Here is a 14,849-nt window from a genome sequence, read left to right as displayed (position 1 = left end):
TTGTGTGGTTTCTCCAGGAATCGAACCAGGGACACATGGATTTTCAATCCATTGCTCTACCAACTGAGCTAAGAAACCATTCTTTTACTTCGTTGTTTTAAAGTGATGCAAAAGTAGTAAGTTTTCGTATATGAAGCAAGTATTAACATTACTTTTTTCAATAAAACTTAAAAACCTATTGATTTTCAGCCGTATTATTTTCCTGTTCTTTGCGGATTTGTTCGCTCATCTCCTCCAGTACTGGCTTTATCGTGCTTTCAGGAAGGTCACTTATTCTAATGTACATCAGTCCGTCGATGGCATCATTGAAGTTAGGGTCTACATTGAAGGCGATTACTTTTGCGTTTTGCTTGATATATTTCTTGATTAAAACAGGTAACCTCAATTCCGGTTCCAGGTCATCGATAATTTTGTCGAGTTTATTAAGGTCAGATTCCATCTCTTCAAAGAAAAGATTTTTATCCCTGTCTCTAAGTTTTACCTTATACTCGTTTCTTGGTGTAATGTATTGAGCTACAGCAGAATCGTAGTAATTGGAACGCATAAACTCAATCATCAGAGATTTTGAAAACTCAGAAAATTTATTGGAAATACTTACGCCTCCCATTAGAAATTTATGGTCGGGATTTCTTAGGCAAACATGCACAATTCCTCTCCACAAAAGGAAAAGAGGAAGCGGTTTCTGCTGATATTCCTGGCATATGTAAGCACGCCCCATTTCAATAACTTTTTTAAAGAATGGGTGAATATCCTGTTCGAATTCAAATAAAGAGCTGGTATAAAATCCTTTAATACCGGACTTTTTCATCACTTCTCTTCCTAAAGCCATTCTATAGGCTCCCACCAATTTTTCTTCAGCATTATCCCAAAGGAAAAGATGATGATAGTGTTTGTCATATTCATCCAGATCGAAGGGAAGATTGCTCCCTTCACCCACTGCACGGAAAGTAAGTTCTCTTTGACGCCCGATTTCCCTCATGATAGATGGGATTTCTTCGTAATTCGTAAAGTAAACTTCATAATTTCCGTTGCTGAAAAACATTTTATCTGTGCCTTTCAGTTTATTGATATCTTTTAAAATATCTTCTTTCGGGGTTTCGTCGATGATATTCTGAACGATATTTTCTTCTTTTAACAAAGGAAATTTTACAGATAAATTTTGGAGATTAATGCTTTGGGCTAATGATTTTCTCTTTTCATAATAAGACTTCATCATATAGACCTTACGTTTCAGGAATTCTCCCAGTTCTTCAATGGTTTCCATATCATCCATTGCCTTTACAGCAATAGGCCTTCCGACTCTGATTCTGATGGGTTTTTCCCTGTCATTCATCATTTCAGCGGGAAGCATTAAGGTCTGTAAATTCGGGTGCAGCTTAGAAACCTGATAAAATAAGCGGCTGTTTTTTGCATGAAAATACATAGGAACTACCGGCACTTTTGCCATTTTAATAAGCTTAAGAGCCGGTTTTTCCCATTCTTTATCTAAAATTTCCCCGTAAGGATTATTTTTATTTGAAACTTCTCCCGCCGGGAAAATCCCGACACAGCCTCCGTTTTGTAAATGCTTCAGGGTTTCGCGCATTCCGGATGAGCTGCTGTATGCTTCTTTTCTGTTTTCAAAAGGATTCACGGAAATTACGTACGGTTCCATAGGCTTGATCTTTTCCAAAAGGAAGTTTCCCATTACCTTAAAATCCGGACGTACTTCCGATAAGACCTTGCACATCAAAATCCCGTCTATCGCACCCAGCGGATGGTTTGAAACCAAAATAAATGGCCCCGTTTTCGGGATCTTCGCCAGGTCTTCTTCAAAAACGATGTAGCTTAGATTTCTTTCTTTTACAAATGAGTCGAAAAAGTCTTTACCTTCCTTGTCTTTCAGTTTGTCGTACAGTTTATTTACTTCGTTTATTTTAGCAATGCTCATCACAGCAGATGCTACTGGATTCTTAAGAAATCCTATTTTACTTAAGCCGGAAGCTTTAATTAAATCATTTTTCGAAATTAAACTCATATTGTGTTTAGTCGCAATTAATATTACTGTGTTACCATTTGAAGCGTATTCTTTGAAATCTGCTCCAATAATACACTTTTTTCCTGGTAAAATTTATCAATATTCTCCATCTTCGCATTTCTTACGGTAAATAAAGATACATTTTTTACAATTTCCGTACTGAAAACTTTTTGTAATTCCTGATTCAGTTCATCTGCATTATTGAATTTATCTTCAAGACATAAAGCCAGTGAAATGGCAGAATTCTGCATCAGGGAAACTTTAATTTTATATTTGGATAAATATCCGAAAATTAAGCTCATGTGGTCTTCAGCAATGAAAGAAAAATCTCTTGTAGAAATTTTCAGCAAGGTTTGGTTTTCTTTTAAAATATAAGATTCCTCACTTTGATTTTTTTCTGAAGCACCTACTTTTGTGCCCGGTTTTGTAGGATCTACGAAAGATTTTACATAAAAAGGTATATTTTTCTGCTGAAGCGGCTGCAATGTTTTCGGGTGAATGACACTTGCTCCGTAATAGGCCATCTCAATGGCTTCTTCATAGGAAATGTTTGAAAGAAGGCTTACGTCTTTAAATTTTCTAGGGTCACCCGTCATCACTCCCGGAACGTCTTTCCAGATGGTCATGGCATCGGCATTCAGGCAATAGGCAAAAATAGCCGCCGAATAGTCTGAGCCCTCTCTACCTAAGGTCACCGTGAAATTATTGTCATCAGAACCGATGAAACCCTGTGTTACGTAGCAGATTTCTTTATTTAAGCTGGAGATAAATTCTTCTGTTTTCGCCCAGTCTACAACGCCTTCTCTGTAAGAATTGTCCGTTTTTACATAATCTCTGGCATCTAACCATTGATTGGTAAACTGAATTTCATTTAAATATTCACTCACAATTTTAGTAGAAATCATTTCCCCGCAGCTCACCACCTGGTCATAGACGAAGTTGTAGTTTGGAGATTTGTTTCTTCTTAAAAAAGAATCGATATCATCAAAGAAAATATTTATTTCTGCAAAAACAGCGTGATCGGCAGGAAATAAACCTTCCGCAATCTCAATGTGTTTTCGTTTTATCTTTTCAATCTCAGTTTGATAGTTATCCTTTTTGAAATAAAGTTCCACAACTTTTTCCAACTCATTAGTCGTCTTGCCCATCGCTGAAATTACCAGCAGACATTTGGCAAATCCCTGGCTTTCTAAAACCATAGACACGTTCTTTACACCTTCGGCATCCTTCACTGATGCACCACCAAACTTGAAAATTTTCATTAAATTGTTAATAATAAAATTGTTAGATAAAAATTTGTGAGAGTTTTTTACGGGTGTCAAAATTATAAATTTACGGCGAGATATGAAATAGGCAGATGACAGAGCGGGCTTAAGATTTCATTAAAATTTGAAATATCTCCCAATGATTGCAGAATATGGGAGATGTATTTTTTCTTAATCATGATTTAAACCGGATAATTATGCCTATATCGTGTTGAAATACAATTGGTAACGTCTTTTATGAATTAATTTTTTCTAATGTGATAAATTTTACGAAATTTGGGGAAAACGTAAAAAGAAAAAATATGTCAGATCAGCCATTACAGACGTTAGGAGAGTTTCTTATTGATAAGCAGGATGATTTCCAATATTCTACGGGTGAGTTTTCTCGTCTTCTGAGCGCAATAAGACTGGCTTCTAAAGTTGTAAACAGGGAAGTGAACAAAGCCGGAATTGCAGATATCATAGGAAAAGCCGGAAATGAAAACGTGCAGGGAGAAGAGCAGCAGAAGCTGGATGTAATCGCCAACGATATTTTTATTACAGCATTGTCCCAGAGAGAAGTAGTCTGCGGTATTGCTTCCGAGGAAAATGATGATTTTATTGACATTAAATGTGGAGAAAACGGCCATTTAAGTAAATATGTGGTATTAATTGATCCGCTGGACGGCTCTTCAAATATCGATGTAAATGTTTCTGTAGGAACAATTTTCTCCATTTACAGAAGGGTTACCGAACCAGGAACTCCGGTTCAGCTGGAAGATTTTTTACAGAAAGGGATCAATCAGATTGCGGCAGGATATGTAATTTACGGTTCGTCCACAATGATCGTTTATACCACTGGAAACGGCGTAAATGGTTTTACGCTTGATCCGTCACTGGGAACCTATTATTTGTCCCACCCGAATATGACTTTTCCAAAAACAGGTAAGATTTATTCAATTAATGAAGGAAATTATATCAAGTTCCCTCAGGGAGTTAAAAACTACCTTAAATATTGCCAGATGGAAGAAGGTGACAGGCCTTACACTTCAAGATATATTGGGTCGTTGGTAGCTGATTTCCATAGAAATATGCTGAAAGGAGGGATTTATATTTACCCGTCTTATTCACAGGCTCCGAACGGAAAACTGAGATTATTATACGAGTGCAATCCAATGGCTTTCCTTGCTGAGCAGGCTGGTGGAAAGGCAACGGACGGATTCAGGAGGATTCTGGAGGTAGAGCCTACGGAGCTTCACCAAAGAATACCTTTTTTCTGCGGAAGTATCGATATGGTGGAAAAAGCGGAAGAGTTTATGCGAATCGATAGTGTAAAATAAATGAAAGCAGAATATTTCAGATATTTATTACAATTCAAACGCCCGAGTGGAACATCTCGCGGCGTTTTGCATGAAAAGGAAACCTTTATTCTGGAAATTTCAGAAAATGGACAAAAAGGAGTTGGTGAATGTGCGGTTTTCAGAGGATTAAGCTTTGATGACAGGCCGGATTATGAAGAAAAATTGCAATGGCTTTGTGAAAATATTCATCAGGATTCTGAGTTTTTAAAGCAGGAATTGAAAGATTTTCCATCCATTTGGTTTGGTTATGAACAGGCTGTGTTGAATCTGAAATATGGTGGAAATCTCTATTTCCCAAGCGATTTTACAGAAAATAAAAATCCCATTATCATCAACGGGCTGATCTGGATGGGAGATATTCAGTACATGGAAGAGCAAATCCATGAAAAGCTGGAGAAGGGTTTCCATTGTATTAAATTAAAAATTGGGGTCGATTGGAAGTCCGAACATGAAATTCTTAAGGAATTGAGAGCGAAATTCTCAAAAGATAAGCTGGAACTTCGTGTAGACGCGAATGGCGGTTTTAATAAAGAAGAAGCCAAAGTTGTTTTACAGCAGCTTGCGGATTTGGATATTCATTCAATTGAACAGCCTATCAAAGCGGGAAATTGGGAAGAAATAGCAGAATTGTGCGGAAAAACCCCAACTCCGATCGCTTTGGATGAAGAATTAATCGGAATTACTGATCTTAATGAAAAGAAAAAACTTTTACAAGTTATAAAGCCTCAATATATTATTTTAAAACCATCTTTAGTAGGAGGTTTTTCCGGTTCTGATGAATGGATTTCATTGGCTGAAGAACAGCATATTGGCTGGTGGATTACTTCCGCACTGGAAAGCAATATCGGGCTCAATGCCATTGCGCAATATACCTTTACGAAGCACAGTAAAATGCCTCAGGGATTAGGGACAGGAGGATTGTTTACCAATAACTTTGAAAGTCGATTGGATCTTCAGGGTGAACGGTTATTTTTTAAGGGCTAATGTAGTTTTAGGGTCGAATAATCTCTTTTTTTGTTTTACAATCAGTTAACTTAGATCACGTCTTTTACGAAAATCATTTTCTTTAAATACTCCAGTAAATAAGAAAACTTTGTTTTAACCTTTTTCATGATATAAAATTTAGTGTTTCTATGGTTTTAGTTTTTACAATGTTTATGCCAACTTGGGCAGTTATTTGTGTTTTAACAAAAGTTTTACAATGCACATTAATTTTAAGATATGATATTAAGTAATAATTAAAAATTATTTAATATTTAAGGGGCGTTTCAGAAGATTATATTCTTATTTTAAACATATAATTTCGGAAACAGAAATCATGTGATTGTTCGTGTGAACGTAAACATCGCTCTTAAGGATAAGGATTTAAGGCTCATATTTTAGTTTTTAATTATGGTTTTTAGTTCTTTCTAAGTTAATAAAAATATTGAATTATTAACAATTATACTTTTTAATTATAATTTCCGTAAACCCTCAAAATTTCATAAATTTGCAAACTGTCGTCTTTATGCGACATTTAAAGCGAATTTTAATGGAAGAAGAAAAAAAATCACTCAATTTTATTGAGCAAATTATCGAAGATGATTTGGCAAACGGTCTGAGAAGAGATCAGATCCGTTTCCGTTTTCCGCCCGAACCAAACGGTTATCTGCATGTAGGCCACACAAAAGCGATCTGCATCAATTTCGGTTTGGGTGAAAAATACAATGCTCCCGTAAACCTTCGTTTCGACGATACGAACCCTGAAAAAGAAGAGCAGGAATTCGTAGATTCTATTATGAAAGACGTTGAATGGCTGGGTTTCAAATGGGATAAAGTTTTGTACGCCTCCGATTACTTCCAGCAGCTTTACGATTGGGCAGTTCAGCTTATCAAAGAAGGAAAAGCTTATGTAGATGAGCAGCCGTCCGAAATTATTACCGAACAGAGAAAAAATCCTACAGAACCGGGTGTGGAATCTCCATACAGAAACCGTCCTGTTGAAGAATCTCTGGACTTATTCGAAAGAATGAAAAATGGTGAATTTGAGGAAGGTACAATGTCTCTTCGTGCAAAAATTGACATGACTTCGCCTAACATGAATATGCGTGATCCTGTAATGTACAGGATTTTAAAAAGGCCTCACCACAGAACAGGTACAACCTGGAAAATTTATCCGATGTACGACTGGGCACACGGTGAATCTGATTATATCGAACAAATTTCACATTCTCTGTGTTCCTTAGAATTTGAAAATCACAGGCCGCTTTACGACTGGTATCTGGATCAGGTATATGATGAAGGTAAAGTAAGAAACAAGCAGAGAGAATTTGCAAGGATGAACGTTTCTTATATGATTACTTCTAAAAGAAAACTGCAGAGGTTAATCGCTGAAAATGTGGTGAACGGCTGGGATGATCCTAGAATGCCTACCATTTCCGGAATGAGAAGAAAAGGGTATACACCGACTGCTATCAGGAATTTTATTGAAAAAGTTGGGGTTGCAAAAAGAGAAAATTTAATTGAGCTACAGTTATTGGAATTCTGCGTTCGTGAGGATTTGAATAAAGTAGCAAAACGCGTCATGGCGGTCGTAGATCCTGTAAAACTAGTCATTGAAAATTATCCTGAAGATAAGGAAGAATGGCTGGAAACTGAAAATAATCCTGAACAGGAAAATGCAGGAACCAGAGAAATTCCTTTTTCGAGAGAATTATATATTGAGCGTGAAGACTTTAAGGAAGAAGCTAATAATAAGTTCTTTAGATTAAAATTAGGTGGGGAAGTTCGTCTGAAATCTGCTTATATCATTAAAGGTGAAAGGGTAGAGAAGGATGAAAATGGTGAAATCACAACCATTTATGCTACGTATGATGAAAAATCAAAGTCAGGAAGCGGAACTGAGGAAAGCTTAAGAAAAGTGAAAGGTACCATTCACTGGGTGTCTTCAAAACATGCGATTCCTGTGGAAATCAGAAATTATGATAAGCTTTTCACTGTGGAACAGCCTGATGCTGAAAAAGATGTAGACTTCTTAAACTTCATCAATCCAGAATCTGTAACTACTATTCAGGGATTTGCTGAGCCTGGGCTAAAAGAGGTGGCAGTCGGAGAACCTCTTCAATTCCAGAGAATTGGCTATTTCACGAAGGATCAGGATTCTACGGATACCAATTTGGTATTCAATCGTACTGTGACATTAAAAGACTCTTATAAGCCGGAGTAAAAATTATTTATATCAATATAAATGAAACAGGGCTTAATTTTTAAGTCCTGTTTTTTATTTAAAAACACTAAAACCCAAATAAGTCTTCACAAGTAACACTACTTAAATTGTATTGTTCGTGAAAAAAAATAGTGGAATTTGTATTAAAACCAAATACAATTATTAAACTTGAAAAACTATGAAAATAATAAACATATATGCCAGCTCATTCAAAGGGCTCTCACGGGAAAGCTGGATGCTCGCGCTGGTGATGCTCATCAACCGGTCGGGGTCTATGGTGCTTCCGTTTTTGGGAGTTTATATGACGAACCATTTACATTTTAGCATTGAAAATACGGGAATTGTTTTAAGCTTTTTCGGAATAGGATCGGTTATCGGTTCCTGGCTGGGAGGGTTCATTACAGATAAAATAGGAGAATATAAGGTTCAGTATCTAAGCTTATTGTTGAGCGTTCCTTTGTTTTGTTTAATTCCGGTTTTTAAAACAGAAGTGGGAGTGGCAGCGATTATTTTACTGCAAAGTATTGTAAGTGATACCTTCCGTCCCGCGAACTCGGTGGCGATCACAAAATATGCAAAACCAGAAAATATTACAAGAGCATTTTCATTAAACCGGATGGCTGTCAATCTTGGATTTTCAATTGGCCCTGCTTTAGGAGGGATTTTGTCTGCAATTTCTTATGAATTTTTGTTTTTCAGTAATGCACTGGCGGCTTTATTGGCCGGGATATTATACATCTCATTCTTTAAAAAACGAAATAAAATAGCCAAATTAAAAGCCAAAAAAGTAAAAGAAGCTATTGAAATTAAAAAAGAAAATTCGCCGTACCGCGATGGTAAATTTTTGATTTACTGCTTTTTCTGTATGCTGTTTTCCATTTGCTTTTTTCAGCTTTTCAGTACATTGACGATCTTTTACAAAGATGTAGCGAAACTTAGCCAGCAGAATATAGGGTTCATTTTAGGATATAGCGGTTTCCTGATTGTATTGCTGGAAATGGGCTTTGTACAAATTGCGGAAAAGTATTTTAACCTTGCTGTAACCATGCTTTTTGGAACCTTCATCTGCGGATTTTCGTATGCAATGATGGCTTTTGACCATAGTCTGATTGCACTGGTTATTTCCATGACTTTGCTTTGCATAGGGGAAATCTGGACGCTTCCGTTCATGTCTGCCATTACGGCTTTACGTTCCGGGGAAAATAATAAAGGCGCTTATATGGGATTGAACGGAATTTCGTTTTCAATTGCTTTTATCATTACGCCTTATCTGGGAACTTTGATTGCCGAAAAATTCGGATTCAATGCCTTGTGGATCGGGACCGGAGTTTTAGCAACTATTATTGCCATAGCATTTTATTTTATTGTTCCATGGATGATTGGCGACAGGAAAAAAGCAGCGTAAAATTTTTATTTGGGCGTATCCCTTCGTTTTCCAAAGCTAAACCTCATAGGTTTTTAAAACCTATGAGGTTTTTTCCATCCCAAAACTTCGGGCCGGGCTGCTTCGGGGTGCGCTTCGCTTCCGTACTCGTTCGTTCCTCACTCGCACCGGCTCCTTCGTCGCCGCCCTCCGCATCCCTTACGCGAAAGAAAGCTGCAAAAAATAAACATTTACAAAATTTTAATCTCAATTAAATAAGAAAAGAATAATTTTTGCTTTGCATTATCTCATGGCAAAATTTTATTTTCTAGTTTCTTTATTTTCGGTTTCATTTTTCTTTTCACAAAAGAAGGATTCTGCAACATTGATTTCTCAGGTGGAAATTGATGCTTACAAAAAACCAACCCCTTTTATGGCTTCTGTAAAGTCGGTTTCTGTAGTTACAAAAGATCTTCTTAACCAAAATACTCAGGAAAGAATGCTGGAATCTTTTAATCAGATTGCCGGTGCAAGAATGGAGGAACGGTCGCCTGCAAGCTATAGAATTTCTGTTCGTGGAAGTACTTTAAGATCGCCGTTTGGGGTGAGGAATATTAAGGTTTATCTTGATGATTTTATTTTGTCGGATGCTTCAGGGAATACATATTTTAACAGTATTTCTCCGGGATTAATTGATAAGATGGAAATTTACAAAGGCCCGGAAAGCGGTGATTACGGTGCAGTTACCGGCGGAACTGTACTTTTGAAAACCAGGAATTCAGATAATTTATCAGCTAATTTATCAATTGGAAGTTACGGAACTTTCAGCCAGAGCTTTGATTTCTCGAAGCAGCTGGGGAAACATTTTGTGGAGTTTTTCCAGAATTATTACCGGACGGATTCTTACCGGGAACAATCTGCGGTTCAGCGAAAGTCCGTGTTTTTAAAAGACCGTTTTCAATATTCTAAAAATGCTTCTTTGAACGCAATGATTTTACTTTCTGATCTGGATTATCAAACGCCGGGCGGATTAACTTTAGAACAAAAGCAGGCCGACAGAAAACAGGCAAGACCGGCAACTTCAACAGTTCCGGGAGCTAAGGAGCAAGACGCGGGAATCCGCAATAAAATGCTTTTGGCCGGGCTTTCTCATGAGTTTAATCTCAGCCCGGAATTTTCACATTTTATCATGGTTCAGGGTTCCTATGTAGACTTTGAAAATCCTTTTATTACTAATTTTGAAAACCGTTTTGAAAAGAATTTTGCAGCAAGAACTCATCTTAACTTTGAGAAAAACTGGGAAAAGATTTCTTTAGCTTACAGGATAGGATTTGAAGGCGGAATTAATGATATTTTGATCAAAAATTATGATAATGAAGGCGGTTTCGAAGGCAGCCCGCAAAATTTCGATAACATTAAAAATAAGTCAGGATTCTATTTTTTAAGTCAGAAATTCAACTTTAATGAAGTGCTTTTTACAGATATTTCGATTGGTTTAAACGTAAACTCTTACGATTGGGAAAGGATTTATCCGCAATCACAAGATGGAAGTGTAAAGTTTAAAAACCAATGGCTCCCGAATTTCGGGATTACATATTTTATTGCTAAAGATTTCTCCGTAAGGGGTAAAATTGGAAAAGGAAATTCTTCGCCTACCAATGAGGAAATACGATCTTCGAATCAGGAATTTAATATAAATCTGGTTCCGGAATATGGCTGGAATAAAGAGTTTGGATTGAGAAAGCAGTTTGGGAATTTCATTTTTGTAGAAGGAAGTTATTTTGATTTTAGAATGAAAGATGCCATTGTGAGAAGGCAAAATGAAGCTGGACAGGAGTATTTTGTAAATTCCGGGGAGACCATTCAGAAAGGTGTTGAGTTTTTGTTGGAATCTAAAAATTTTAATCTTAAAAATGATTTTTTCAGCAATTTTAAATTCAGGATTTCAGGCAGCTTTTACAATTTTAAGTTTGAAAATTATAAGCAAATCGATAAGGGTTTTTCTGGAAATGATCTTACCGGTGTTCCCCGAACGACTGTAAATAGCTTATTAAACTTTATTTTCTTTAAAAAGCTTTCCGTAGATTATTCTCATTTTTACACTTCTAGAATTCCTTTAAATGATTCTAATTCTGTCTGGTCGGAACCAAGTTTTATAGGAAATATACAGTTCAGATTTCCGGTGGATTTTGAGAAAACGCGCCTGAATTTAAATTTACAAATTCAAAATCTTTATAATACGGATTATGTTTTAGGTTTCGATATCAATGCTTTTGGAAGCCGTTTTTATAATCCGGCGGCAAATAGGAACTTTATTCTTGGGGTTGATATTTTATTTTAAAAAAGGACAGCTTATCATGCTGCCCTTAAAATCTAATCAAACCTTTAATTAAAGTTTGTTTATAATATATGACGAATAATCATCTCTGCGTGAATTCTTGAATTTTCAATAAACCAGAGATGCGTATCTTTTCCGCCGCAGACCACACCGGCGAGGTACAAATTCGGGATGTTTGTTTCCATCGTTTCAGGATTGTATAGTGGATTTAAACATTCTCCCTGCAGTTCAATTCCTGAGTTTCTTAAGAAGTCAAAATCAAGAAGGTAGCCAGTCATGGCCAGCACAAAATCGTTGTCAATCTCTTGGATTTTCCCGTTTTCATCCCTGAAAATGACAGAATTTTCTTTAATCTCAATTAATTCAGAATTAAAATGAGCTTTAATACTTCCTTCCGCAATTCTGTTTTCTATATCCGGTTTTACCCAGTACTTCACACTTTTTGAAATTTCAGAATGTCTGATAATCATGGTTACATCGGCTCCTTTTCTATACGTTTCCAATGCTGCATCCACCGCAGAATTACTTGATCCTACAACCACTACTTTTTGCCGGGCATAAGGATAAGGCTCCGTGTAATAGTGTTTTACTTTTGGCAGATTTTCTCCCGGAATATTCATGAGATTAGGAATATCATAGAACCCCGTTGAGATAATTACATTTTTGGCGGCATATTTTCCTTTGGTAGTTTCCACTGTAAATATTTCATTTTTCTTCAGAATTTTTTCAACCTTTTCATAAAGATGAATATTTACATTTCGTTGCCTTGCAATTCCCTGATAATATTCTAATGCTTCATGTCTACCCGGTTTTGGAGCAGTGGAGATAAACGGAATCCCGTCAATTTCCAGTTTTTCAGCGGTTGAAAAGAATCTCATGTACAAAGGGTAATTGTATAAAGAATTAACAATAGTTCCTTTTTCGATAATTAAATAACTCAAATTATTTTTTTTGGCTTCAAGTGCGCAGTTTAAACCTATTGGGCCACCACCGATAATAAGAATATCCAGAATTTCCATGAGACAAATGTACGAAAAAGCAGTAATCATGCAGCTGCAAGCCAAAAACTAAAAACACCCCTAACCCAAACCCTCAAACTCTCAAATTCTCCCACTCTCAAACTCCCACCCCAACCATGGCATCGGTTTTGGTGCATAATTAACCAATACACCTAAAAAATATGAAAAAATTATTCGCTTCATTTATCATTTTATCCGTAATAGCCTGTAATAAAACGGCTGATAAAACAAACGAAAAAACAACAGATCAAAGTGTTCAAACCTCTGTTGACAGTACAGCAGTAAATCCTGATCCGGCCGAAGTTAAGGTTAATAAGAAAAGTCTTTTGGAGACTGCTAATAAAGACATTTTACTTGCCTTAAAGGAAAAAGATTATAAAAAAATAGCAGCATTCATCCATCCGGAAAAAGGAGTCAGGTTTTCAATGTATGCTTTTGTGGATCCAAAAGAAGACAAAGTTTTTACAAAAGATGAATTTGAAAAATATCAGCCTACGAAAACACTTTTTACTTGGGGAACCATGGATGGCTCCGGCGATTTGTACAAAGCAACGATTAACGATTACCTTACCAAATGGGTCTATTCAAAAGATTTTATAACCGGACAATTTTCACTAAATGAATTTCAGGGAAAAGGAAATTCACTTAATAATTTAAAGTCAATCTATCCCAAAGCAGATTTCACGGAAAATTTTATCAAAGGTTCGGAAGCCAATGCGGGAATGGACTGGAGATGTCTTCGCCTGGTTTTTGAAGAATTTCAGGGGAAATACTATTTAGTCGGAGTTGTAAACGATCAGTGGACAATTTAATGCTTTTTTAACGCAAAGATTAAAAAATCTGCTTCTCAAAGCTTGAAATACAGCTTCATCAAATCAACTTGTTAACTTAACTTTGTTTACTTTACAGTAGTCATGCAAATATAATCTTTGCGTTAAACCAGAAATGATTTAAAATTAAACAGACCCTAAAATTTCAACTAATTTTTTAGTCAGATTTTTTCTTGAAAATTGTTCAATATTTTGAGTATTTTCGAGAAGGTTTCCGTTTTTCCAGAGCTCAAATTTTTCTAAAATAAAGCTTTTGATTTTTTCTGAATCGTCATAGCTGAAATGTTTTCCGGCTTTAGTCTCATCCAGAATTTTAGCAACATCAGCATCATCTGGCCCAAACGAAATAATTTGCTTTCCGGTAGCCAAATATTCGAAAATTTTTCCGGGAATAATTCCTTTTGATGTATCGTTGGGAAAATTAGTGATCAATAAAAGCGAAGATTTCGCCATTTCATCAATGGCTTTGTCATGGGATAGATAGCCCAGGTTTGATATGTGATTTTTTAAACTTGAATTTTCAATCTCATTTAAAATTTTATCATCAATTCTTCCTGCAAATTTTAATTCGAAATTTTCGGCAAAATCAGAATTTGTTTTTACCAGTTCATTCAACGCCTGCCAAAGGTTTTCAGGATTTCTCAGCTGCTCCAAAACACCGATATAGCTTAGTGTAAATGGAGGTTTTGGGGCTTGATGGTTTGATGGTTTGATGGTTTGAGATCTTGCGTCTGTTTCATCAAAACCGTTGGTAATACAAATAGCGTTTGCCCCGTGTTTCCTGAAATTTTCAGCATCGGTATAGCTTGTTGCCAGTGTAATATCTGCGTTTTTGAAAACCTCACTTTCCAAATGGCGATGCTTTTTATCTGAGTTTTTGGTAAGCTTTAAATGTTTATAATATGAAATTTCCGTCCAGGGATCACGAAAATCGGCAATCCATTTTAAATTAGGAAGTCTCTTTTTTAAGTTTAAACCAATCAGGTGTAATGAGTGTGGCGGCCCCGAAGTCACGACAACATCAATTTTATTTTCTTTTAAATAATTTTCTAAAAATTTCACAGAAGGTTTTACCCAAAAAACTCTTGCATCCGGAATAAAGAAATTCCCTCTTACCCAAATCGAAAGTCTTGATTTCCAGCTTTGATTTTTACCAACATCAAATTGCCCGGCCTTGAATTTTTTATTGCTTTTATTAAGCTTTTCAGCTAATTGATAGGGTTCCCAGATTTTGGTTTTTACAATTTCTATATTTTCTGGAACATCTTTCAGCAGGCTTTCATCCACCAAAGGGTAGCTCGGGTTTTCCGGCGTGAAAATTACCGGCTTCCATCCGAATTCAGGCAGATATTTCGCAAATTTCAGCCATCTCTGAACCCCGGGACCTCCCGCCGGCGGCCAGTAATAGGTGATGATGAGTATTTTTTTTTGTTCCATTAATAAATTGTTTTACCCGCAAAAGGGACAAAAGA

10 protein-coding genes and 1 tRNA gene are annotated in these 14,849 nt (G+C 36.3%); 6 read left to right on the top strand and 5 right to left on the bottom strand.

The features are described 5' to 3' along the window. Nucleotides 1-5: 5 nt before the first annotated feature. The 3 genes from H560_RS0108690 to H560_RS0108680 form a co-directional block, all read right to left on the bottom strand. Nucleotides 6-78, bottom strand: a tRNA-Phe gene (locus H560_RS0108690). Between the two features lie 97 nt (nt 79-175). Further along, nucleotides 176-2,017 (bottom strand): lysophospholipid acyltransferase family protein, encoded by a 1,842-nt coding sequence (locus tag H560_RS0108685; protein ID WP_027379683.1) that lies wholly within the window; start codon nt 2,015-2,017, stop codon nt 176-178. A 23-nt stretch (nt 2,018-2,040) separates the two neighbouring features. Further along, on the bottom strand, nt 2,041-3,279 hold the full coding sequence (locus tag H560_RS0108680; protein ID WP_027379682.1) for an aspartate kinase: 1,239 nt from the start codon (nt 3,277-3,279) through the stop codon (nt 2,041-2,043). Between the two features lie 305 nt (nt 3,280-3,584). Here H560_RS0108680 and fbp point away from each other — a divergent pair, with 305 nt between their 5' ends. The 5 genes from fbp to H560_RS0108650 all read left to right on the top strand — a co-directional run bounded on the left by fbp (nt 3,585) and on the right by H560_RS0108650 (nt 11,531). Beyond that, nucleotides 3,585-4,601: a class 1 fructose-bisphosphatase gene (gene fbp, locus H560_RS0108675; RefSeq protein WP_027379681.1), complete on the top strand. Its 1,017-nt coding sequence runs from the start codon at nt 3,585-3,587 to the stop codon at nt 4,599-4,601. Further along, complete coding sequence (locus H560_RS0108670; protein ID WP_027379680.1) at nt 4,602-5,606, top strand: o-succinylbenzoate synthase; 1,005 nt, start codon at nt 4,602-4,604, stop codon at nt 5,604-5,606. It begins immediately after the preceding gene. 547 nt (nt 5,607-6,153) lie between these two features. Next, on the top strand, nt 6,154-7,827 hold the full coding sequence (locus H560_RS0108665) for a glutamine--tRNA ligase/YqeY domain fusion protein (protein WP_027379679.1): 1,674 nt from the start codon (nt 6,154-6,156) through the stop codon (nt 7,825-7,827). A gap of 178 nt (nt 7,828-8,005) precedes the next feature. Further along, nucleotides 8,006-9,232, top strand: a complete 1,227-nt coding sequence (locus H560_RS0108660; protein WP_027379678.1) for an MFS transporter — start codon at nt 8,006-8,008, stop codon at nt 9,230-9,232. A 268-nt stretch (nt 9,233-9,500) separates the two neighbouring features. Next, a complete protein-coding gene (locus H560_RS0108650) occupies nt 9,501-11,531 on the top strand; it encodes a TonB-dependent receptor (protein WP_027379676.1) in 2,031 nt (676 codons plus the stop codon). Nucleotides 11,532-11,590: 59 nt separating this feature from the next. On the opposite strand, the gene H560_RS0108645 is transcribed toward H560_RS0108650, so the two are convergent. Next, nucleotides 11,591-12,547, bottom strand: a complete 957-nt coding sequence (locus H560_RS0108645) for a YpdA family putative bacillithiol disulfide reductase (protein ID WP_027379675.1) — start codon at nt 12,545-12,547, stop codon at nt 11,591-11,593. Between the two features lie 161 nt (nt 12,548-12,708). On the opposite strand from H560_RS0108645, the gene H560_RS0108635 reads away from it, so the two are divergent. Next, nucleotides 12,709-13,359, top strand: a complete 651-nt coding sequence (locus H560_RS0108635) for a hypothetical protein (protein ID WP_027379674.1) — start codon at nt 12,709-12,711, stop codon at nt 13,357-13,359. A 144-nt stretch (nt 13,360-13,503) separates the two neighbouring features. On the opposite strand, the gene H560_RS0108630 is transcribed toward H560_RS0108635, so the two are convergent. Next, on the bottom strand, nt 13,504-14,814 hold the full coding sequence (locus tag H560_RS0108630; protein ID WP_027379673.1) for a glycosyltransferase family 4 protein: 1,311 nt from the start codon (nt 14,812-14,814) through the stop codon (nt 13,504-13,506). Nucleotides 14,815-14,849: the final 35 nt, after the last annotated feature.

The organism is Chryseobacterium daeguense DSM 19388 (assembly GCF_000430825.1).
GTDB classification, from domain to species: Bacteria; Bacteroidota; Bacteroidia; order Flavobacteriales; family Weeksellaceae; genus Chryseobacterium; species Chryseobacterium daeguense.
This window is presented reverse-complemented; position numbering and strand designations above follow the sequence as displayed.